Here is a 23,617-nt window from a genome sequence, read left to right as displayed (position 1 = left end):
AATTATGTTAACAGCAGAAACATTACGAAAAGCACTGACATTATTTAATGATAAGATTCAAGTACAAAAAGACTATTTAAGTGAACTAGATACACCTATTGGCGATGGTGACCATGGCAATAATATGGCACGCGGTATGACAGCCGTTATGGCGAGTGATCTTTCCGGCGACGTACCGGATATATTCAAAAAGACAGCGATGGCTTTGATTGGCAAAGTTGGGGGCGCTTCAGGACCTTTATACGGGACAGCTATGATGGAAATGGGCAAGAAGAGTGCTGAAACAACCGATCCAGCTACTGTTTTGGAGGCTGGGATTGCCGGAATCCAAAAACGCGGTAAAGCTGAAGCTGGTGAAAAAACTATGCTAGATGAATGGATTCCAGCTGTTGCGGCACTAAAAGCTGGCTCCTTAACAGAAGCACAAGTCCAACAATTCGCGGAGGACACCAAAGAATTGATCGCCACAAAAGGTCGCGCTTCCTATGTAGGGGAGCGTTCAAAAGGTCATATCGACCCGGGGGCAATGTCTTCAGCATATTTCTTTGAATCTTTGATTGAGGCAGGTGTTTTCAATGAGTAAAGGGATTTTATTAGTATCACATGTTCATGAAATTGCGGCTGGTATTGAGCGCTTGATCAAAGAAGTAGCAGCGGATGTTCCCATCATCGTAGCCGCAGGTTTGCCAGAAAATGGAGTCGGCACTAGCTTTGATGCCATCAATCAAGCCATCAGTGATTTGGATGCGGAGGAAATTTTAGCTTTCTATGATTTGGGTAGTGCTAAAATGAATTTGGAAATGGCGATTGAAATGAGTGAAAAAACCATTCATTTACACGATACAGCCTTTGTGGAGAGTGCTTATACAGCCGGTGCCTTACTCCAAGCCGGTTCGTCGGTTGAAGATATCGAGGCCCAATTAGCACCGTTAAAAGTAAAATAAGAGAATCAGGGCTCACATGGATAATGTGGGCCCTTTCTTGCGGGGATCAAGGTATTCTGTTACACTTAATTTCATTAAAAGAAATGAAGGGAATACTATGATTTCTGTTTTTACACTCTTGTTATTAGCATTTGATGTTCTACTCTATGCCTACTTTTTTGTGGTACGCCGCTCTTTAGTGATTAAGGCAACAATGTCCAATAAACGCCGCCTAGGATTACTGCTAATTACCGCTCTCGTTTTCTATCTGACGGTTGTCCATGCTCAAACACCCGACCAACTGTGGCGTGGTGTTGCTTCTACCTTTGCGGTTGCTAGTTTTATGATTACGGCCCAAGGCTTATCAGATGAAGGGATTGTGGCCAATTCGCTAGGAAATCGTGTGGTGGATTATGGCAGCTTGACGCAGGTGTTAGTAGGCAAAAATCCCAAAAATGAACAACAAACAAAAGCCCAATTTGTCATTGGTCGCTACCGTAGTCCGCTAATGTTGTTCAATTATACCCAAGAAGAATTAATGGCTTTCATCAATCAAAAGATTGCTGACGCAAAACAATGAGTAAAACCCATGAAAAGAAGACTATTCTCGTCTTTTCATGGGTTTTTGTTTAGCAAAAAACCACCGCAACACTTTTTTTCGTGTCGCAGTGGTTAGTAGTGATTAGCTATTTATCAAAAGCTTATTTGAAGATACGGAAACGTTCGTCGTCTTCCATAAATTCTTTTTCGCCAGCGTCAGCTTCGATTGAACCGAAGACTAATTGGCCACGTAATTTCCAGTTAGCTGGGATATCCCAAGCTTTAGCAACTTCTTCGTCAATAACTGGATTGTAATGTTGTAGGTTAGCGCCAATGTTTTCTTGCGCTAAAGCAGTCCATACGTTTACACTTGAAATACCAGTTGATTGTTCTGACCATACTGGGAAGTTTTCAGCATATAATTCAAATTGTTCTTGTAATGCTTTCACAACATCTTGGTCTTCGAAGAACAAGATTGTACCTTTAGCGGCTTTAAAGCCAGCTAATTTAGCTTGTGTGTTAGGGAATGCTTCTGGAGGAGTTAATGGTTTCAAAGCTGCCTCGGTAATGTCCCATACTTTTTCATGATTGTCGCCGAATAGAACAACGACACGTTGTGTTTGTGAGTTAAACGCTGTTGGGCTTTGGCGTACAACTTCTTTTACTAAAGCAACGATTTGATCTTCGTTAAGTTCTGTATTTTTGCCCAATGCGTAGATTGAACGGCGTTTTGTTAAAGCGTCTGTAAAGTTTGTCATTTGAAATTCCACCTTTTTTTTAATGATTTACAAGACACACTATATCAGCTTACAAAAAGTAAGTAAAGAATTATGCTCACGATTTTTGTTTGCTAAATAAAAAGTTTCCGTTACTATAAAAGTAGGAGGGGATCCGATGAATCGCAAAATTGTAAAAGCTAGATATCAGCAAATTGCCGTTGAGCTTGCGGAACGTATTGTAGAGGGCCGCTATCAAGTCGGTGATAAAATCCACGCCCGCTCCACGCTGGCTAGTACGTTCAATGTCTCGCCAGAAACCGCGCGTAAGGCTATCAATGTATTGGTTGATTTGGGGATTATGGAGGTCAAGCACGGCAGTGGCGCCTATGTGGCGTCGAAAGATAAAGCTCAATCCTATTTAGCACAATACCGGGATGTACAGTCCATGAAAGATATTCAACAAGAAATTGTTGCTACTATAGAAACCCAACAAAAAGAGTGGCAAAATTTGACGGGACTAGTTGACCAATTAATCAATCAAACGACTAGAACTCATCAATTAAATCCTTTTCTGCCATTTGAGCTGGTACTAACGGAAGAAGCGCTACATCTAGAAAAAACAATTAGTGAACTGAATTTGTGGCAGGAAACGGAAGGCACAGTAGTAGCGATCCAAACAAAAGAAGAATTATTGCTATCACCAGGTCCTTACGCCATGCTTCATGCCGGTGATATCCTTTACTTCGTCGGCAATGAATTTGCACTACAACGCATGACGCATTTTTTCTATAAAAATTAAAATTTGATAAGAATTTTTCTGAATAAAGATACAAAATCGGCAAGAGGCCCTTTTATAACAAGGGTTTCTTTTTGTTTTGCCTTTTTTTGACAAAGTGACCACACGATGTTAATCTGATGTGGTCACTTTTTGAAATGAAAAGAAACTATATGAAAACAAGGAGATGTTGGTATGGAAAAGGTCCGGGTCGAACACCTGACAAAAGTCTTTGGTAAAAAGACACAACAAGCCTTAGAAATGATGGCTCAACATAAATCGAAAACAGATATCTTAAAAGCAACGAATGCCACTGTTGGTGTTTATGATGCGAATTTTACTGTCAATGAAGGCGAGATCTTCGTCATTATGGGTTTATCTGGTAGTGGGAAGTCGACGTTGATTCGTTTATTGAATCGTCTAATTGAACCAACGGAAGGTAGTATCTATTTAGATGGAAAAGATATCTCAAAAATGGATAAGGAAGAATTACGGGAGGTAAGACGCCATAAAGTTAATATGGTTTTTCAAAACTTTGGCTTATTTCCCCACCGTACGATTCTTGAGAATACCGAATACGGCTTAGAGGTTCGCGGTGTTCCCAAAGAAGAACGTCAGGCGAAAGCGGAACAAGCACTGGATAATTCAGGACTGTTATCCTTTAAGGATCAATACCCAGATCAATTGTCTGGCGGGATGCAACAGCGGGTAGGCTTGGCACGAGCATTGGCCAATGATACTGAGATTTTGCTGATGGATGAGGCCTTCTCAGCATTAGATCCGTTGATTCGTCGCGAAATGCAGGATGAGTTGTTGGACTTGCAAGCCAATGTTCAAAAAACCATTATTTTCATCACCCATGATTTGAATGAAGCTTTGCGCATTGGTGATCGGATTGCGCTTATGAAAGATGGCGAAATCATGCAAATCGGCACAGGCGAGGAGATTCTCACCCATCCAGCCAATGATTATGTCCGCGAATTTGTCGAGGATGTTGACCGTTCGAAAGTATTGACTGCTGCGAATATCATGATCCCAGCTATTACGACAAATATTGATGTGGATGGGCCGAATGTTGCGTTAAACCGTATGCGGAAAGAAGAAGTCAGCATGTTATTGGCAGTGGATAAGAAACGAAAACTTAAAGGGTTGGTAACCGCCGAAAAAGCGCGGGAAGCGCGAACCAATGGTTTGGGTTTACGAGATGTTTTAGAGAAAACCGTGCCGAAGATTACAAAAGATATGGTGGTCAACGACATTTTCAATATGATCTATGATTCACCAACCCCTCTGGCAGTGGTGGAGGATGACAAACTACTGGGTGTCGTGATTCGCGGAAGTGTCATTGAATCATTAGCAGAAACAGAGGAGGTCCAAGTAAATGGCTAATTTCTTACAACAAGCAATCCCAGTTGCTGACTGGGTCGAAAACTTTACTAACTGGTTAACCGGTACGTTTGGCGGATTGTTTTCTTTCTTGCAATCTTTCGGAACCGTCGTTATGGAAGGGATGACCAATCTATTGATGGTGATTCCGCCACTATTATTCATCGTGTTGATGGCAGTGGCAGCCTTCTTCTTAAGCAAGAAAAAATGGGGACTTACTGTCTTTACAACGTTAGGTCTACTCTTTATCTATAATCAAGGTCTTTGGACAGAGCTTATGAACACCGTAACGCTCGTCTTGATTTCCAGTCTGGTTTCTATTTTGATTGGGGTGCCATTAGGAATTTTGATGTCTAAAAGTGAAAAGGCTCAAAATATCATCACACCAATTTTGGATTTCATGCAAACTATGCCCGGCTTTGTTTATTTGATTCCTGCGGTGGCCTTCTTTGGTATTGGTATGGTGCCTGGGGTGTTTGCCTCGGTTATCTTCGCTTTACCACCAACGGTTCGTTTTACTAACTTAGGGATTCGTCAAGTCCCGAAAGAATTGGTGGAAGCGTCTGATTCCTTTGGAGGTACCGGCTGGCAAAAACTATTCAAATTGGAATTGCCTTTAGCTCGTAGTACGATCTTTGCTGGGATCAACCAAACAACGATGCTGGCCTTATCAATGGTCGTAATTGCTTCCATGATTGGGGCACCTGGACTAGGGCGCGGCGTTTTATCGGCTCTACAACATGCCCAAGTCGGAAACGGCTTTGTAAGTGGTGTTTCACTGGTAATTTTAGCGATTATCATTGACCGTTTTACTCAAAATCTTAACAAGCAAACAACTCGTAAAGCTAAAACCGCTAATACGAAAGTCAAGAAAACCGTTATTGGGAGCATTGCAGCTGTGGCTGTGATTGTACTGGCGGTGGTCAGCGGTGCCTTTGCTTCTGGCGATAACAGCAAAACCATCAATTTAGCTTATGTGGAATGGGACACGGAGGTTGCTTCAACCAATGTAGTAGCGGAAGCCTTACGAGATATGGGGTATACCGTTAATATTACCCCAGTTGATAATGCCATCATGTGGGAATCGGTGTCACGAGGTGAGTCAGACGCAATGGTCGGCGCATGGCTGCCAGTAACCCATGAAGCGCAGTACAACCAATACAAGGATGGTCTAGAGGATCTAGGTGAAAACTTAGTGGGGGCTAAGCTTGGCTTAGTGGTACCTAGTTATATGAATGTAGATTCTATTGAAGACTTAACCAATGAAGCCAATCAAGGAATCACTGGTATTGAACCTGGTGCTGGGGTGATGGCTGCGGCAGAAGCTACCGTGGCAGCTTATCCTAACTTAGCCAACTGGAGCGTTGAAGCATCTTCGTCCGGCGCGATGGTGGTGGCCTTGGATCAAGCTATTAAGAAACAAGAGCCCATCGTGATTACAGGCTGGTCGCCCCACTGGATGTTCTCGAAATATGATTTGAAATATTTAGAAGATCCTAAAGGCACGATGGGAGATGTTGAACGGATTCACACGATGGCACGTAAAGGCTTGAAAGAGGATCAACCTGAAGCTTACCGCGTCTTGGATCAATTTCATTGGGATCAAGAGGATATGGACAGTGTGATGCTGGAAATTAATGAAGGAAAAACCCCACAGGAAGCCGCTCGTGAATGGATCGATGCGAACCAAGATAAAGTGGCCGAGTGGCAAAAATAAGTGATGAGACGAGGACTGTTGCGACGGTCCTCGTTTTTTTAAGTATGAATTTTTTGTAAAGGAATCATCGTTTCCGCTATCTTAGCTGAAATTGTGGTAAACTTATTCTATGATAGATTTCGGGGGGATGATGGTGAAAAATAAGGAATGGCTGAACACAGCCTTTTTCATCGTAGGGCTAGGCGTAGTCTTACTATTATTGCGTTATTTTGTGTTTACGCCAGTAATCGTAAAAGGAGATTCAATGGATCCAACGCTAGAAGATGGCGAACGGGTCATTGCTCTGAAAAATACCGATATCAAACGGTTCGATATCGTGACCTTTCCAGCTCCCGATGATCCAGGCAAAAATTATATTAAACGTGTAATTGGACTACCTGGCGATACGATTGAGTATCAAAATGATGTGTTGTTGATCAATGGTAAGGAAGTAGATGAGCCTTATCTGGATGCTTATAAAGCGAAATTAACGGATGGACAACCATTAACAGATAATTTTAAGCTAGATGATTACTTACCGGCAACACAAGTACCAGCTGGCTATCTCTTTGTAATGGGCGATAATCGCCGTATCTCAAAAGATAGTCGCCATATTGGCTTCATCAGTGAGAAAAAAATCTTAGGCGATGTAAAATTCGTCTTTTGGCCGCCGAGCCATTTCGGCACTATCTCAACTAATTAAAATGAAAAGACCGTTCGACTGCTCTGTAAAAAGAGTTGGTGGAACGGTCTTTTTGTCCCGAATGCATGTTCTTTATGATAAAATAGGCTGGAGGAGGGGTGACATGAGTTTACAATTTGTAATCGGCACAGGTTCCAGTGATCACGAAGCGATTTTGTTGGAAGAAGCGCAAAAATGGCTACAGGCTGATCCGGAAAACCAAGTGTTTTATTTAGTACCCAACTACATTAAATTCCAACAAGAAATCCATTTATTATCAAGATTACGAACGGCGGAAAGTGTTAGCACGACAAGGCTGCAGGTGTTCAGTTTTTCTCGTTTGGCTTGGTATTATTTACAACATACAAAATATTACAGTGGAAATACGTTATCTGAACCAGGAGCGATGATGCTTTTACGTCGTTGTTTAGCAGAGCATAAAGAAGAATTGCGTGTTTTTAAAGGTGAAGTGAACAAACCCGGCTTTATTAAGCAGCTGTATGAGTTGTTTATCGAATTTAAAAATGGTTTGATTACAGAAGCTGAACTAGCAGCCTCCGGCGAGCGACTGGTTGGTAAAGCCAAGGATCTGACGTTTAAATTACAGGACTTTCAACTAATTTTTACGCAATTAGATGAATTGTTGCTAAGCTATGATATCAAAGCGACGGAAATTTTGACCTATTTGACCCATTATCTGGCCCACCAAGACCTTAGTAAGGTGCTCTTTGTCGTAGAAAGCTATACCCGACTGAATGCGAAAGAAGAACAGTTGATTGAAACACTAATGCAACAAGGCAACGTGGCTTTTTCCATGATTTTGGATCGACCTAAAGAGCTAGACTCCTTTGATTTATTTTATGACACAACTCAGTTATATCAACGGCTTTATCAAAAAGCGCGGACTGCCAAAGTCCCTGTACGACCTGATCGTCAGGCGTTGGTGACGACAGATCACGACTTGAAAATTTTAGATGATTACTGGCAGGAGAGTCGTAAAATCTCCCCTAAATGGCATGGTCCTAAGTTGCCAGAAGATCGGGTCATGCTCTGGCGCAGCGAAACAAACTTTCATGAGCTGGAGCTGGTGGCTAAAGAAATTCGTCGCTTAGTAAGTGAAGGATATCGGTACCGTGATATCCAGGTGCTGACCCGTAATCTTAGTCAATATGAAACAAATATACTACCTATTTTTGCGGCCAATGAGATTCCTGTTTATTTGGACCAGGAACTCGCGATGGTTCACCACCCATTAGTGGAATTTATTCAAAGCTTATTCGCCATCTATAATCGTTATTATCGCTATCACGACGTTATGCGTTTTCTTCGTAGCGAACTTTTCTATCCTCATGATCTGCCGCTAACCACGGCCGATTTTGTTTCAGCTCGCAATGACTATCGTGATCAGATTGATTTGACGGAAAATGCGGTGTTAGCTTTTGGCTTTGAGGGGTCTGCTTGGACCAAGCCAGAAGATTGGCATTTTCTACTGTATGATTTTGAAAGTGAAACACCGGAGGACCAAGCAGAGCTGGCGCAAGCGGCCAATCAGATTCGGGGAGATATCCAGCAATTATTGCCAGTATTTTTCCAAGATATGGAAGCGGCGCTAACTGCGCAACAAGCCGCTGCGCGTTTTTACCAATTTTTGCGAGATTGTCAAGTTCCGCAGCTATTATTGAAATGGCGGGATCAAGCATTAGAACAAGGAGCTTTAGAAACAGCTCGTAATCATGAGCAGGCCTGGCAGGCACTAATGGATCTGTTGGATGAGTATGTCATGATTTTTGGTGAGTCGGCTTTTGATTTTAGTGCATTTCAAGAAATCTTCAACAGTGGACTCGAGGATTTAGCCTTTGGGAAAGTTCCTGCGACAATTGATCAAGTACAATTCACTTCCTTAGAATTAGCTCGTCCTAAACAAGCGAAGGTCGTTTTTGCAATTGGGCTGGATGAGCAAACCTTGCCAAAACGGATTGAAAATAAAACACTCCTTTCGGATGAAGAACGACAATTACTAGCGGCCGAACTGGCTGAAGGTAGCTTATTAACAGTTAGCCAATCGATGGCTAATGAACCTTTCGTAGCCTATGGCGTCTTGCTTGCAGCGACTAAGCGTCTTTATCTCAGCTGTCCTTTGAGTCGAGATGGCGAACAGGAGGTCAAGGTTTCCCCATATCTTCTGCAACTAGCGAAAGATTTACAGCTTGAAATACTAACGAAGCGCAGATTGACCCTAAATGACGAGACGCCTGCTATTTTAGACACTATTAGTACGTATCGTACGCTAGTGAGCGATGTGATTCAAATGAAGGAAGCTAGTCGTTTACAAGCCGAACCGCTGCCTAAAATTTGGACCAAACTAGAAGAGCTGCTTTTAGAAAGTCCTGTAAGTGCTTTAGCTCAACGCGTCTTTAGCAGCTTGAATGAACAAAATATCCCAGTCTCATTGCCACAAAAAGAGGCAGAAGCCTTATATGGCGATCATTTATTTGCCTCTGTGTCACGGATTGAGAGTTTCTATCGTTGTCAGTATCAATACTATGCGCGTTATGGTCTCCGTCTAAAAGAGCGGACTATTTTTGAGCTGTCCCCAGCAGCAACCGGTGAACTATTTCATGATGCCATGGATCAGTTTTTTAAAGTATTGATCCAACAAGATAAATTATTGACGCAACTAACACCAGCTGAAATGGAAACGCTGGCTGATGAAGTCTTGCAGAACATTTTTGCAGATCCACGTTTTGGTATTTTGTCTTCTAGTGAACGCATGAATTATTTGCGTTATCAACTGACACAAACCATCAAACGGGTCTATTGGGCGCTGTTAAAGCAAAGTCAACGGACAGGTATGAGTACCCGTGATACCGAAGTGACCTTTGGTGTTCTGGCTAGTCAAAAAGGCCTGCCAGGACTGGAATTTGATCTAGAGCACGGCAAATTGAGTGTTCGTGGCAAAATCGACCGGGTTGATGTACTGCATACGTCTGAAAAAGATTTTATTGGGGTGGTGGATTATAAGTCTAGTGCGCGCTCTTTTAGTCTGACTGAAGCCTATTATGGGCTGGCGATGCAGATGCTCACTTATCTTGACGTGGCCTTATTGAATGCGGTGGAGCTAACGGGAACTCAAGCTGAGCCGGCTGGAAGTTTTTACTTGCATTTGCAAAATCCGGTGATTCCTTTTGAAGAAGGACAAGACCTGGAAATCGAAGCACTGAAGAAATTTAAACTTGATGGTTTGATGGTGGCTGATGAAACTTTGATGGTGGAAATTGATACCACGCTTGAACCAGGGAAAACGTCACTACTTTATCCGCTGCAACAATTAAAAAATGGCACGGTGAAAGCTGGCAGCAGACAAGAAGATAAATTCGTGACTAAGGGTGAATTGGACCAGTTACTAGATCTTAATCGTAAAAATTTTGTTGATGCTGGTAATCAAATCCTTTCGGGAAAAATTGAACTGAATCCAGCTTATCAGGGGAAAGAACGAATTGCTTGTCGTTTCTGTCCATTCCGCAGCGTTTGTGAGTTTGACGTGATGTTGAAGGAAAATAATTATCACCGTATAGAAAAAATTGATCGGACACGATTATTTAAGGAGGACGAACATGAAACTGAAACCGGAGAATAGCACGTTTACTGATAGTCAGTGGCAGGCAATCTATGATGCCGGTGACAATATTTTAGTGTCCGCCTCCGCTGGTTCTGGTAAAACAACTGTTTTAGTCGAACGCGTCATTGAAAAAATCATTGATGGAACGAATGTCGACCAACTATTGATTGTTACATTTACGGAAGCGGCAGCCCGGGAAATGAAGGAGCGTATCCAAAAAGCGTTACAAGAAAACGCCGCTAATACCCGTGATCCAGAAACGCGTCAACGCTTTTTACAACAATTGACGTTGCTGCCAACTGCTAATATCAGCACGTTGCACGCGTTTTGTTTAACGGTTATCCGTCGCTTTTATTATTTGATTGACATGGATCCGGTTTTTCGTTTATTAACCGATGAGACGGAAACTTTATTATTAAAAGAAGATGTTTGGGATGACCTGCGAGAAGAATGGTATAGCAAACAAGACGAGACCTTTTTTCAGCTAACGGCCAATTTCAGTAATGACCGTTCTGATGCTGGTTTAACGGATGTCTTGTTCTCGCTATATGATTTTGCCCGTGCCAATCCAGATCCTGAAGGGTGGTTAAAGGGACTAACTCAGGCCTACGACACTTCAAAAGGATTAGGGGCATCCCCGCTGTTTAAAGAATACTTACAACCAAATTATTTGGAAAATTTAGCAAGCGTTCAAACACGCTATCAGGAAATGATCCGTCTATGCGAAGGCGTTCCCGAACTGAAAAAAATTACGGAATTGGCCTATAACGAGGCGGCGCAAACAACGCAATTGCAGCAGTTTTTGGAGGCGGGCGACTTAGAGACTACCTATCACGCCTTTAGTAATTTGACTTTTGATAAATTTCCTACCATTCGCAAGCCGGAGGAAGCAATTAAAGAAGTCAAGGATCAAGCGAAACAATTACGCGATGATAATGTCAAAGCTTTGCGTGCGATTCAAAAAGATCTGTTTGCCGTTGATCCAGAGACCATGACGAAAATAATGGCTGAGGCCCAAACGGTTGTCGGCAATCTTAGTGAAGTATGTTTACAGTTTATGCACCGTTATCGCCAACGTAAATCAGCACAAGGTTTATTAGACTTCAATGACTTGGAACATTTGACCTTGCAAATTTTAGCTACTCTCGATAGTGAAGGCTGGCATGCCAGTGAAGCCTCGGCTTTCTATCGTGAAAAATTCACAGAAGTTTTAGTGGATGAATATCAAGATCTCAACCGGCTACAAGAAGCTTTACTACATTGGGTGACTCGTACGGAACCTGGCAATATGTTTATGGTGGGGGATGTTAAACAATCAATCTACGCTTTTCGGCTAGCTGATCCAACTTTATTTATCGAAAAATATCAACACTATGAGCGGGCAGAAGGCGGCCGCCGCATTGTCTTAGCAGAAAATTTCCGTTCCCGGAAAGAGGTGCTGGATTTCACGAATCTGATTTTTGATCAGCTGATGGATGAGCAAGTAGGTCAAATTGCTTATGATGAAGCCGCTAAGCTAGTGAATGGTTTTACTGCTTTTCCTGAAACGGCGACTTTCGACACGGAAATTTGGATCTATGAAAAAGGTGTTGAAGCAGAAACAGAGCTAGTCATCGAAGATAAAACTGAAGGTGAGTTGCGAATGACCGCTCGCCGGATTCGTCAACTTATGGATGAAGGCTTTGAAGTTTACGATAAAAAACAAAAGGTTAACCGGCCACTGCGTTATTCCGATATTGTGTTACTGACCCCTACGAAAAAAAATAATCTGGCAATTCTTGAGCTTTTTAAAGAGGCCGATATCCCAGTTGAAGTCAATGACGCTCAGAACTATTTCCAAGCAACAGAGATTCGGATCATGGTGGCACTGCTACAGTTAATTGATAACCCGTACCAAGATATTCCGTTAGCGGCTGTTTTACGTTCTCCATTAGTAGGACTAAACGAGCAGGAGCTGGCAGAAATTCGTCTGGCAAATAAACAAAGTAGTTTTTATGAGGCGCTTAAACAATTTTTAGCCGCTACCGAAAGTCCATTGCAAGCAAAGCTGGGATTCTTTATGGAACAGTTTCAAACGTGGCGAGAGTTAGCCCGTCGTGATTCCTTGGCAACTTTGATCTGGCAAATTTATCAAGATACCGCCTTCTTGGATTATGTTGGCGGGATGCCTGCTGGTGCCCAGCGACAAGCCAATTTACGGGCTCTGGCAGAACGCGCGGCTAGCTATGAGAAAACCAGCTTCCGCGGCTTGTTCCAATTTGTCCGTTTTATTGAAAAAATGCAGGAAAAGGATAAAGATTTAGCCGAACCGGTGCTTTTAGGTGGCGAGGAGGCCGTCCGCGTCATGACGATTCATGCCAGTAAAGGGCTGGAGTTTCCAGTCGTCTTTGTATTGGATTTGACGAAGCAATTTCGTTTAAGTGAACTGAATGGAAATTATATTTTTGATGAAAAGCTGGGGGCGGGTATCCGTTATCTGGAACCTACGACTCGTACCTTATATCCCACGATGCCTTACTTGGCGATTCGCCAAGCCAAACTGCAAAAACTGCTATCTGAAGAAATGCGTAAGCTTTATGTGGCGTTGACGCGGGCTGAACAGAAATTGATTCTAGTCGGTTCGTATCAAGATGAGGCTACAGCTTGGAAAACTTGGGCCAAAGTGGCGCAACATGATCAACGGGTTCTGCCGGCTAGTTTGCGTTTGGCACAGGGGGGCAATTTAATGAACTGGATTGGCTATAGTTTGATCCGTCACCCGCATACGGCAATTTTTCAGAAGGAATGGGCGACGGCTAATATTCCCGAATTAAAGGCGTATCCCGATTCCTTTTCGATTCATTTTGTTCAGGCTGATGTCTTTGCTGAAGGGGGCCAGACGCATCAAGAGACTGTCAAAACTAGTCCGGCAACTGGCTTAGAGATTTTAGCGGCTGCTAAAGGGCGTTTAGCCTTCCAATATCCATACAGCAATGCGACTGAAACCACTAGTTATCAATCCGTTTCTGAAATCAAGCGCGTTTTTGAAGATCCCGATGAGTCAGAATTATTGAAAATAGATGTGACCACCCGCAGACCTATCAACCGATTTGTCCAGGAAGAGTTACCGAAACCTAAATTTTTACAAGAAACACGGGCACCCTTGGCCAATGAGATTGGGACAGCTACACACTATGTTTTGCAGGTGATGTCGCTAGAGAAGCCCACCATGAAGAGTCTAAAGGAGCTAGTTGTTTCCTTAGTGCAAGAAAAACGCTTAGCCCCTCAAGTTGCGGAAAAAATTAACCTACAGAAAATTATTACTTTTTATGACAGTGATTTGGGGCAACGAATCTTAAAAGAAGCTGAACAAGTCAAGCGCGAACAGCCCTTCTCAATGCTGTTGCCTGCTAACCGGCTTTTTGCGGATTACCCGACAGCTGATGAAATTTTAGTTCACGGAATCGTCGACGGGTATATTGACAATGATGAATTAGTTTTATACGACTTCAAAACTGATCATTTAAGCGGTCCTGCAGGTAGAGAAAAAGCTTTAGAGCGCTATCGTGGTCAGCTAAATGTATACAAAGAAGCTTTGGAGTTAGCAACTGGCAAAAAAGTGGCTGAAACTTGGCTGATTTTGCTGGAGCCAGAAGAGCAAATCAAGTTATGAAATTCACTTACTAATTGTAAGCAAAGTAACTTACTTTTTGTGCATTCTGTGGTATACTCTCTTCACGAGGTGAGGAGAATGGAACAAACAAAAACGACAGAATTCATGCTTTGTCCGAAGTTTGAAAAGACCTTCTCTATTTTAGGAAAAAAATGGAATGGCCTGATCATCGATGTCCTATTGGAAACCGGCCCCCAACGTTTTGGCGAGCTAGCTAGCAAGATTCCCATGGTAAGTGATCGCGTGCTAGTGGAACGCTTGAAACAGCTGGAAGAAGACGGGATTGTTCGTCGTGATGTCAACTGTAGTGAAAAGACACGAATCGAATATCAATTGACAGAAAAAGGGAAAGACCTGCAATCTGCTATGGCGCTCTTGCAAAATTGGGGCGAAAAATGGGTAGCTGCAGAAGAATGCCGTTGACGTTTCGGCTTTTTTTAGGTACACTCACTAATAGACGAATACGATAAAAGACCAAGACGGAAGCAAGTAATTTAGCTGCGGCACTTTAGGGAATACCTACCATAGACTGAAAGTAGGTTGTGTTTGCGAAAAATGAACATTTCACTTCCCGAGTCTGCTGAAAAGCCGGTTTAACGCCGTTAACGAACAAAGTGTGCTGGAAACAGCAAATTAGGATGGTACCGCGAGGCCCTCGTTCCTTTATTGGAACGAGGGCTTTTTTCGTCAAAATCGGAAGGAAAGGAAATTTATTATGTCATTAAAAGAACAGCTTGAAGCGTTAAAAGTAGAAACAAGCCAAGCAATCGCTAATGCAACAGATTTAGATCAGCTGAATCAAATTCGCGTGACAATTTTAGGAAAAAAAGGACCTATCACAGAAGTCTTACGAGGAATGAAAGACTTGAGTCCTGAAGAACGCCCGGTAGTGGGGAGTTTTGCCAATGAAATCCGCGACGCGTTGACGGCTGAGATTGAAAGCAAGAAAATCACTTTAGAAGCTGCGGCTTTAGAACAGGCCTTGGCCGCTGAAACGATTGATATTACCTTGCCAGGAAAACAAATTCCACAAGGAAATCGCCATATTTTGACTCAAACGATGCAAGAAATTGAAGACATTTTTCTAGGCATGGGCTACCAAATCGTAGAAGGTTACGAAGTGGAAAGCGACCATTACAATTTCGAACGAATGAACTTGCCTAAAGATCACCCAGCTCGGGATATGCAGGACACTTTCTATATTTCCGAAGAAATTTTATTACGCACACATACGTCTCCTGTCCAAGCGAGGACTATGGAAAAACATGATTTCTCTAAAGGACCATTACGCATGATTTCACCAGGGAAGGTTTTCCGTCGCGATACGGATGACGCGACACATAGTCACCAATTCCACCAAATTGAAGGCTTAGTGATTGATGAAAATATTACCATGGCTGATTTAAAAGGTACGTTAGAGGTGCTAGTTCAAAAAATGTTTGGTGCTGAACGGAAGATTCGTTTACGCCCAAGCTATTTTCCGTTCACAGAGCCCTCAGTAGAAGTAGATGTCAGCTGTTTCAAATGTGGCGGTGCTGGCTGTAACGTCTGCAAATATACTGGCTGGATTGAAATTCTAGGGGCTGGTATGGTGCATCCGGATGTCTTGAAGATGTCAGGTATCGATCCAGAGCGCTATTCTGGTTTTGCATTCGGACTAGGTCAAGAGCGGGTCGCAATGTTACGCTATGGTATCAATGATATTCGTGGATTCTATCAAAATGATCTGCGATTCTTACGTCAGTTTAAGGGGGAGTAAACAACTATGTTAGTGTCATATAAATGGTTAAGTGAATATGTCGATCTTGCAGAATGGACACCTAAAGCGTTGGCTGACAAAATGTCTGTTACGGGAATCGAAGTTGAAGGAACCGAAACGCCTGAAGAAGGCTTGAAAAAAATCGTTGTGGGTGAAGTGATGGAATGTGTACCCCATCCTAACTCCGACCATTTATCCATCTGCCAAGTAGATATTGGGGAACCTGAATTAAGCCAAATCGTCTGCGGGGCCCCTAATGTTAAAAAGGGTATCAAAGTGATTGTAGCTTTACCTGGCGCTCGGATTGCCGGTAACGTCAAAATCAAAAAAGGTAAAATGCGTGGTGAAGTATCTAATGGTATGATCTGTGCTTTACAGGAATTAGGGTATAGTGACAGTGTAGTTCCTAAAGCTTATGCGGAAGGTATTTATTACATGCCCATGGACGCCGAAATTGGTGCCAGTGTCTTTCCTTATTTAGAAATGGATGACACGATTATTGAGCTATCTATCACGCCAAACCGCGCAGATGCTTTAAGCATGCGTGGGGTAGCTTATGAAGTTGCTGCTATTACGAACCAAAAACCACATTTCCCAGAATGGACTTTAGTGGAAGATACCACAGATTGGGCCGAAAACTATTTAACTGTTTCCGTAGAAGATACAGAAGATACTCCGACTTATCGAATTCGGATCATCAAGGATGTTAAAATCGGCGAAAGTCCTTTATGGCTGCAAACCCGTTTAATGAATGAGGGAATTCGCCCAATCAATAATGTCGTGGATATCACCAACTACATTTTATTAGAGTATGGTCAACCACTGCACGCCTTTGATTACGATAAATTAGGTTCGAAAGAAATCGTGGTGCGCCGCGGCAAGCTTGATGAAACATTGGTTACTCTAGACGGTGAAGAACGTACAGTAGCACCGGAAAATCTGGTCATTACTAATGGAACGACACCTGTTGCTCTCGCTGGTGTGATGGGTGGTTTAGATTCTGAAATTACCGAAGCTACCACAACAGTTGCCCTAGAGAGTGCCTTATTTGAAGCCAGCTTGATTCGCAAGACTTCACGTCAATTCGGTTTGCGTAGTGAATCTTCTAGTCGTTTTGAAAAAGGCATTAACCGAGGAACTGTAGCTGAAGCAGGCGACGCTGCGGCCCAAATGATGGCTGAATTAGCCGGGGGTACCGTGGTAGAAGGGACGGTTATTGGTTCCAAATTCATCCCAGAAAATGCGGTTGTGACTATCAGCTTAGCAAAAATCAACCGTTCACTAGGCACTGAGTTAACGGAAGCAGAGGTCTTAGCGATTATGGAAGCTCTGGCATTTCCAACATTTGTTGAAAATGGCACCTTTACTGTCAGTGTACCGCCGCGTCGCTGGGATATTAGTATTGAGGCCGATATTATTGAGGAAGTTGCACGAATCTATGGCTATGATCGTCTGCCAAGTACCTTGCCGGCTGGCGAAACAGTGGCTGCTAGCTTGACACAAGAGCAGCGTTTCGTTCGTCAAACGCAAGCGGTGCTTGAAGGAAGCGGCTTTTCTGAAGCGATAAGCTATGCGCTAACGACAGCTGAAAAAGCTAGCCAATTTTTGCTTGCACCTAGCAAGGAAACGCAATTAGACTGGCCGATGAGTGAAGAACGTACGACTTTACGAATGAACTTAATTACCGGCTTGTTAGACGACGTCGCGTATAATGTGGCTCGTAAAAACCAAGATATCGCCTTTTACGAAATTGGTCGCGTATTCTACCAACAAGGTAATCCTTTGAAAGATTTACCTGAAGAACGGAATCATTTAGGGTTAGTGCTGACTGGTTCTTGGCAAGAAAAAGACTGGCAAACAGCTAAAACTGCGGTTGATTTTTATCAACTAAAAGGTGTTTTGGAAAACTACTTTGCCCAAATCAGCCTGACGGATGTCCGCTATGAACCATTGACAGAAGTTGCGGAATTACATCCAGGTCGCTCTGCTAAAATTCTAAGCGGCGAAACGGTTATCGGTTTTATCGGACAAGTACATCCAACCTTAGCAAAGACCTACGATTTAGGTGAAACCTACGTTGCCGAGCTTGATCTTAAAACAATCTTAGCCTTACCTGAAGCTCCGCTTGTGTATCAAAGTGTCTCAAAATTCCCAAGTGTTAGTCGTGACATGGCGCTCTTGGTAGATGATACCATCAGCAATCAAGAGCTAGTAACAATCATCAAAGAATCAGCGGGCCGTTTCTTAACGAATGTTCATCTATTTGATGTATATCAAGGAGAACGAGTGGAAGCTGGCAAAAAATCCATGGCATATTCTCTCACATTTAGTAACCCCGAAGCGACCTTGGTAGACGAAGAAATTGCTCAATGGATGGAAAAAGTGACCAAAGCTCTCACGGCTCAAGGTGTCCAAATCCGTTAATGATTCGTCTAATAATGTATCAAAATCTGCTAGTCAGTTATCTGGCTGGCAGTTTTTTTATGCAAAAAAATTGGAAAAAGTAATAAGGCTGGAAAATTTGTGAAAGCAATCAAGAATGTAAAAAAGCCTTCTCATATACCTTAAAATCATTTTGGTTTATTTTCATAATCTTCTTAAAAACGTGGCTTTTTATCAAGACAAATGAGTGGAAATGTCTGGTGTAAAGAGCAAAACTTTACAAACCCCTCTTTTTTCCGCTATAATTGGGTATAATTAGAAACATATGTGATTTTCACTTATTTTCACAAAGGAGGAATTATTTTCATGGCGATGATCGAATTTAAAGATGTCGATAAATATTTCGGCCATTTTCACGCACTAAAAGATATCAATTTGACCTTCAATAAAGGTGAGGTTACTGTGGTGATTGGACCTTCTGGTTCTGGAAAAAGTACCATGCTACGTTGTATCAATGGTTTAGAAACTATTAGTTCAGGCGAATTATTGATTAACGGCAAAAATATCAATGATAAAGGTACTAAATGGACGGAGATTCGTAAAAATATTGGGATGGTATTCCAACATTTCAACTTATATCCCCATAAAACGGTGTTAGAAAACATCACAATGGCGCCGGTCAAGGTTTTAAAGCAAGATGAGGCAACGGCAATTAAAAATGCTGAGAAATTTCTGAAAAAAGTTGATATGTACGATAAGAAAGATTCGTATCCTTCAATGCTTTCTGGTGGTCAAAAACAACGGGTAGCTATTGCTCGCGGTTTGGCCATGAATCCTGAAATGTTGTTGTTTGATGAACCCACTTCAGCACTGGATCCTGAAACGATTGGCGATGTTTTGCGAGTTATGAAAAAACTAGCCAAAGAAGGCATGTCCATGATCGTCGTTACCCACGAAATGGGCTTTGCAAAAGAAGTAGCCGACCGTATCGTCTTTATGGCTGATGGCCAAGTATTGGAAGATAGTCATGATATTGATGCTTTCTTCGAGCATCCACAGGAAGAACGGGCCCAACAATTCTTGAGCCAAATTATCAATCATTAGGAGGAAACTATATGAAGAAACTAACAACGCTGTTTCTTTTTTTAGGACTTTTTCTTCTAGGGGCCTGTGGCAAAAATGTCGCAGATGAGGATATCATGTCCCGTTTGGATAAAAGTCCAACTATTACATGGGGAGTAAAATACGACACTCGTTTGTTTGGCATGATCAATGTGGAAACTGGTGAAGTAGAAGGTTTTGATATCGATATCGCTAAGGCGATTACGAAGGAATTAACTGGTTCTGCTGACAATGCACAATTTGTTGAGGTGACATCAAAAACCCGGATTCCACTATTAAAAAATGGCAATATTGATGCCATTATTGCCACCATGACGATTACCGAAGACCGGAAAAAGCAAGTAGACTTTTCTGAGGTTTATTTCGACGCTGGTCAATCTTTATTAGTGAAAAAAGGTAGCCCAATTAAAAGTGTCGATGATTTAAATGCGGATACGACTGTTTTAGCCGTAAAGGGCTCAACTTCAGCTATTAATATTCGCGAGCATGCGCCAGATGCAAAAATTTTGGAACTGGAAAACTATGCGGAGGCTTTTACGGCTTTACAATCCGGTCAAGGAGATGCTATGACAACGGATAATGCGATTTTGTTAGGAATGGCGGCAGAAAATCCTAATTATGAGCTGGCTGGAGGAAACTTTACGGATGAACCTTATGGTATTGCCATTAATAAAGGACAAGAACCTTTTGTAAAGGGTGTTAACGCCGCACTTGAACAGTTACATCAGAATGGTGAATACGACAAAATTTACAACAAATGGTTTGAGAAGGAGGCGGAAAAATGATTCAGTTATTCCAACAATACTCCGGGACCTTTTTCGAAGGATTCAAATACACGCTCTTTTCTAGTTTTTTAGCGTTAATTTTTAGTTTGATTATCGGGACTTTGTTCGCGATTTTTCAGCTCTCCCATAATAAAGTATTAAAGGGTGTTGCCAAAGCCTATGTGGAATTTTTCCGTAACATTCCGCTGTTGATTATCGTGATGTTCTTCTATATCGTTGTACCGTTGTATTGGATTTCCTTTGACGGCTTCCAAGCAGGTACGATTGGTTTGACGATTTACACGTCGGCATTTATCGCGGAAACCGTTCGAGCTGGGATTCAGTCGGTGCCCGTGGGCCAAATGGAAGCAGGACTGTCTTCTGGATTTACTTATTCGGAGACGATGCGTTATATCGTGTTGCCCCAGGCCTTTAAGATCGTAATTCCACCGCTAGGGAATCAATTTATCAACCTAGTGAAAAACTCTTCCATTCTCGCGATGGTCGCGGGTTTAGATTTAATGTATCAAGGGGACTTGATTGCCAGCGAAACATTTAACACCTTTGATACCTATATTATTGTGGCTTTATTCTATCTGATTTTGACATTACCACTATCTTATTTGATGGTGTATCTTGAAAAACGTTGGGCTGTACGCACCTAGAAGGAGGAAGTTAAATGGATTTTATCAATGCATTTTCATGGATCAATATACGCTTCCTGTTAGAAGGGTTGAAAGTAACAGTCGAAGTTGCCTTGATCTCCATTATCTTTAGTTTTATTATTGGCGGACTCATCGGGCTAGTAAGGTATATGGATGTACCGATTGTTTCTAAAATCGTCGGGGTCATTACCGATGTGATTCGAAATTTACCACTATTGCTGATTATCTTTTTCACCTACTTTGCCTTACCGCAAGTCGGCATTAGGTTAAATATCTTCTGGGCGGCCGTGGCTGCCTTGACTATTTTTGAGTCTGCTATGCTATCTGAAGTTATTCGGGCTGGCTTAAACGCTGTGCCTAAAGGACAGTTAGAAGCGGGACTTTCCACCGGTTTGACCTATGGGGAGACGATGCGCCTGATTGTGTTACCACAGGCGTTGAAGTCGATGATTCCAGCCATTCTGAGTCAATTTATTGCCTTAATCAAGGATACTTCCCTAGCGGTTATTATCTCGCTGCCGGAATTGACCCACAATGCCAAAATCATTTATGGACAGAACACTAATTATGTACTGCCGATGTTTCTAGCTATGACGATTCTTTATTTTGTTGTTTGTTATGCCTTGTCATTGGCGGCAGACTTCTTGGAAAAACGTCGCTACAATTATTAATAGCTTCCATCGCTGAAAAACGCCCTTGCGAGGGTGTTTTTTCTTTGCCTGAACACGTGGGCTTGAAATATTTGCCAAAAAAGGCGAAAATAGGAACATACTAGAACTGAGGTTGAGAAATGAATAATCAAGCGATTGGTTTCATTGATTCTGGTGTTGGCGGTTTGACCGTCGTTAAGGAAGCTTTGAAACAGTTACCAAATGAACGTGTTATTTATTTAGGCGATACAGCGCGTTGTCCCTATGGTCCGCGACCAGCGGAACAGGTCATTCAGTTCACCTGGGAAATGACCCGTTTCTTATTAGCTAAAAATATTAAGATGCTGGTGATAGCCTGCAATACTGCAACAGCGGTCGCCCTTGAGGAAATAAAGGAAGCCTTGCCGATACCGGTCGTAGGCGTAATATTGCCAGGTAGTCGGGCTGCTTTACGTAATACCAAAGCAGGACGCGTGGCAGTAATCGGCACACAGGGAACGATTAAGAGTCGTTCTTATGAGCATGCATTGACTTCTAAAGTACCAGAAACTACAATTTTTCCACTGGCCTGTCCGCGCTTTGTGCCACTGGTGGAAAGTAGCGAGTATCATTCTTCAGTGGCAAAGAAGGTAGTTGCGGAAACGCTGCGACCTTTACTAAATACGAAAATGGATACCTTAATTTTGGGCTGCACCCATTACCCATTATTAAGACCTATCATTCAAAATGTGGTGGGGGATCAAGTCCGTTTAATTGATTCAGGTGCTGAAACCGTGAGCGAGGTCAGCGTGCTGCTGGACTACTTTAACATTGCTAGCGGACCGCAAGCAGTGGCACCCCACGAATTTTATACAACGGGGTCTGCCAAGATGTTTGAGCAGATTGCCAATGATTGGCTAGAATTACAGGATTTAAATGTTCAACATATTGATTTATAAGGAGTGGATTTTGTGCGTCACGACGGACGAAAAATTGATGAGCTAAGAAAAGTAACGATTGAGACCAATGTCTTCAAACATCCGGAAGGGTCGGTAGTTATTTCTTTTGGGGATACCCAGGTCATTTGTTCAGCTACTGTTGAAGACCGGGTACCGCCTTTCTTGAGAGGTGGAGGAACTGGTTGGGTTACCGCAGAGTATGCCATGTTACCACGCGCTACCAATACGCGGAATATCCGCGAAAGCGCCAAAGGAAAATTGAGCGGGCGTACAATGGAAATCCAACGCTTGATTGGTCGAGCTTTACGAGCAATTATTGATTTAGAGAAGCTAGGTGAACGCAGTATCATGGTCGATTGCGATGTGATTCAAGCCGATGGCGGCACACGGACGGCAAGTATCACCGGCGCATTTGTGGCGTTGAAATTGGCCGTAGAAAAAATGCTAGCGCAAGGCACGTTAACGGAGGATCCAATCAAAGAACATTTGGCGGCGGTCAGTGTGGGTATCCTGCCAGGTGAAACGACAGCACTTGATTTAGATTATGTGGAGGACTCATCGGCAGAAGTCGATATGAATATTGTCATGACTGAAAGTGGTCGTTTTGTCGAGTTACAGGGCACCGGCGAAGAAGCCACTTTTACTGGTGAGCAGTTGAATGAAATGCTTTTTTACGGTAAAAAAGGAATCGAAGATCTGATTGCTTTCCAAAAAGAAGCCCTAATGAAAACAGAAATTGCTCCAGCCTCTGACAAAGAAATCGTGATTGCTACCCGCAATCCTGGAAAAGCCCGCGAGTTCCATGCACTATTTAGTGGCTATCAAGTCAAAACCTTGCTGGACTTCCCGGAAATTCCAGATGTTGCTGAAACAGGAACCACCTTTGAAGCAAATGCACGTTTGAAGGCTGAAACGATTGCGCAGCTATTGGATCGTCCGGTTTTAGCAGATGATTCCGGCTTGGTCGTGGATGCCTTAGATGGCATGCCAGGCGTTTATTCGGCTCGTTTTGCTGGCGAAGAGAAAAGTGATGCGGCGAATAATGCCAAATTGCTGGCAGAATTAGCTGAATTTCCAGACGCAAAACGAAGTGCCCATTTCCACTGTACGCTGGTTTTCGCTGCTCCTGGGAAAGCTAGCTTGGTGGTGGAGGCTAATTGGCCTGGAGAGATTGCTAATATTCCGTCAGGGTCAGATGGCTTTGGTTATGATCCTTTGTTTTATGTGCCTGCTGAAGGTAAAACAGCGGCCGAATTAACACCAGAACGGAAAAATGAAATCAGCCACCGCGGGCAAGCAATCAAGAAACTGCAAAATCAGTGGCAAGCATGGCTGGAGGGATAAG

General features: G+C 42.7%; 19 protein-coding genes. 18 read left to right on the top strand and 1 reads right to left on the bottom strand.

What is annotated here, in order from left to right; all coding sequences use genetic code 11:
* Positions 1–4: 4 nt before the first annotated feature.
* The 3 genes from dhaL (at position 5) to ECA01S_RS01445 (ending at position 1,503) form a co-directional block, all read left to right on the top strand.
* On the top strand, positions 5–583 hold the full coding sequence (gene dhaL, locus ECA01S_RS01455) for a dihydroxyacetone kinase subunit DhaL (RefSeq protein WP_067389995.1): 579 nt from the start codon (positions 5–7) through the stop codon (positions 581–583).
* The gene (gene dhaM / locus ECA01S_RS01450) at positions 576–944 is read left to right on the top strand and encodes a dihydroxyacetone kinase phosphoryl donor subunit DhaM (protein WP_067389992.1); all 369 of its coding nucleotides are present in this window, start codon (positions 576–578) and stop codon (positions 942–944) included. The genes dhaL and dhaM overlap by 8 nt, the downstream gene beginning before the upstream one ends.
* 97 nt (positions 945–1,041) lie before the next feature.
* Positions 1,042–1,503 (top strand): hypothetical protein, encoded by a 462-nt coding sequence (locus ECA01S_RS01445; RefSeq protein WP_067389989.1) that lies wholly within the window; start codon positions 1,042–1,044, stop codon positions 1,501–1,503.
* A 121-nt stretch (positions 1,504–1,624) separates the two neighbouring features.
* Here ECA01S_RS01445 and ECA01S_RS01440 read toward each other — a convergent pair whose 3' ends face one another.
* Complete coding sequence (locus ECA01S_RS01440) at positions 1,625–2,221, bottom strand: nitroreductase family protein (RefSeq protein WP_067389986.1); 597 nt, start codon at positions 2,219–2,221, stop codon at positions 1,625–1,627.
* Between the two features lie 136 nt (positions 2,222–2,357).
* Between ECA01S_RS01440 and ECA01S_RS01435 the strand changes: the two genes are divergently transcribed.
* The 15 genes from ECA01S_RS01435 (at position 2,358) to rph (ending at position 23,616) form a co-directional block, all read left to right on the top strand.
* Entirely contained in the window at positions 2,358–2,981 is a 624-nt protein-coding gene (locus tag ECA01S_RS01435; protein WP_067389983.1) for a GntR family transcriptional regulator, read from the top strand.
* A gap of 171 nt (positions 2,982–3,152) precedes the next feature.
* Entirely contained in the window at positions 3,153–4,346 is a 1,194-nt protein-coding gene (locus ECA01S_RS01430) for a quaternary amine ABC transporter ATP-binding protein (RefSeq protein WP_067389980.1), read from the top strand.
* A complete protein-coding gene (locus tag ECA01S_RS01425; protein ID WP_067389977.1) occupies positions 4,339–6,060 on the top strand; it encodes an ABC transporter permease/substrate binding protein in 1,722 nt (573 codons plus the stop codon). Before ECA01S_RS01430 ends, ECA01S_RS01425 begins: the two co-directional genes overlap by 8 nt.
* Positions 6,061–6,187: 127 nt before the next feature.
* Positions 6,188–6,742: a signal peptidase I gene (gene lepB, locus ECA01S_RS01420; RefSeq protein ID WP_067389974.1), complete on the top strand. Its 555-nt coding sequence runs from the start codon at positions 6,188–6,190 to the stop codon at positions 6,740–6,742.
* 103 nt (positions 6,743–6,845) lie between these two features.
* Positions 6,846–10,358 carry a PD-(D/E)XK nuclease family protein gene (locus ECA01S_RS01415; RefSeq protein WP_067389971.1) on the top strand — a complete coding sequence of 1,171 codons (3,513 nt, stop codon included), beginning with the start codon at positions 6,846–6,848 and terminating at the stop codon, positions 10,356–10,358.
* Positions 10,336–13,992: a helicase-exonuclease AddAB subunit AddA gene (addA, locus tag ECA01S_RS01410; RefSeq protein ID WP_067389968.1), complete on the top strand. Its 3,657-nt coding sequence runs from the start codon at positions 10,336–10,338 to the stop codon at positions 13,990–13,992. Before ECA01S_RS01415 ends, addA begins: the two co-directional genes overlap by 23 nt.
* A 78-nt stretch (positions 13,993–14,070) precedes the next feature.
* Positions 14,071–14,415 (top strand): winged helix-turn-helix transcriptional regulator, encoded by a 345-nt coding sequence (locus ECA01S_RS01405; protein WP_067389966.1) that lies wholly within the window; start codon positions 14,071–14,073, stop codon positions 14,413–14,415.
* Positions 14,416–14,707: 292 nt separating this feature from the next.
* Entirely contained in the window at positions 14,708–15,751 is a 1,044-nt protein-coding gene (gene pheS, locus ECA01S_RS01400; RefSeq protein WP_067389963.1) for a phenylalanine--tRNA ligase subunit alpha, read from the top strand.
* A 6-nt stretch (positions 15,752–15,757) separates the two neighbouring features.
* The gene (gene pheT / locus ECA01S_RS01395; protein WP_067389960.1) at positions 15,758–18,175 is read left to right on the top strand and encodes a phenylalanine--tRNA ligase subunit beta; all 2,418 of its coding nucleotides are present in this window, start codon (positions 15,758–15,760) and stop codon (positions 18,173–18,175) included.
* A gap of 324 nt (positions 18,176–18,499) precedes the next feature.
* Positions 18,500–19,237, top strand: coding sequence for an amino acid ABC transporter ATP-binding protein (locus ECA01S_RS01390; protein WP_067389957.1), 738 nt, complete (start codon positions 18,500–18,502; stop codon positions 19,235–19,237).
* Between the two features lie 11 nt (positions 19,238–19,248).
* On the top strand, positions 19,249–20,040 hold the full coding sequence (locus tag ECA01S_RS01385; protein ID WP_067389954.1) for a transporter substrate-binding domain-containing protein: 792 nt from the start codon (positions 19,249–19,251) through the stop codon (positions 20,038–20,040).
* Complete coding sequence (locus ECA01S_RS01380; RefSeq protein WP_067389951.1) at positions 20,037–20,684, top strand: amino acid ABC transporter permease; 648 nt, start codon at positions 20,037–20,039, stop codon at positions 20,682–20,684. Before ECA01S_RS01385 ends, ECA01S_RS01380 begins: the two co-directional genes overlap by 4 nt.
* 14 nt (positions 20,685–20,698) lie before the next feature.
* Positions 20,699–21,355, top strand: coding sequence for an amino acid ABC transporter permease (locus ECA01S_RS01375; protein WP_067389947.1), 657 nt, complete (start codon positions 20,699–20,701; stop codon positions 21,353–21,355).
* A gap of 119 nt (positions 21,356–21,474) precedes the next feature.
* Positions 21,475–22,272, top strand: a complete 798-nt coding sequence (gene racE, locus ECA01S_RS01370) for a glutamate racemase (RefSeq protein WP_067389943.1) — start codon at positions 21,475–21,477, stop codon at positions 22,270–22,272.
* Between the two features lie 12 nt (positions 22,273–22,284).
* Positions 22,285–23,616 (top strand): ribonuclease PH, encoded by a 1,332-nt coding sequence (gene rph, locus ECA01S_RS01365; RefSeq protein ID WP_067389940.1) that lies wholly within the window; start codon positions 22,285–22,287, stop codon positions 23,614–23,616.
* The last annotated feature ends 1 nt before the right edge of the window (position 23,617 follow it).

Source organism: Enterococcus canis NBRC 100695 (genome assembly GCF_001544375.1).
GTDB lineage: Bacteria > Bacillota > Bacilli > Lactobacillales > Enterococcaceae > Enterococcus_H > Enterococcus_H canis.
This window is presented reverse-complemented; position numbering and strand designations above follow the sequence as displayed.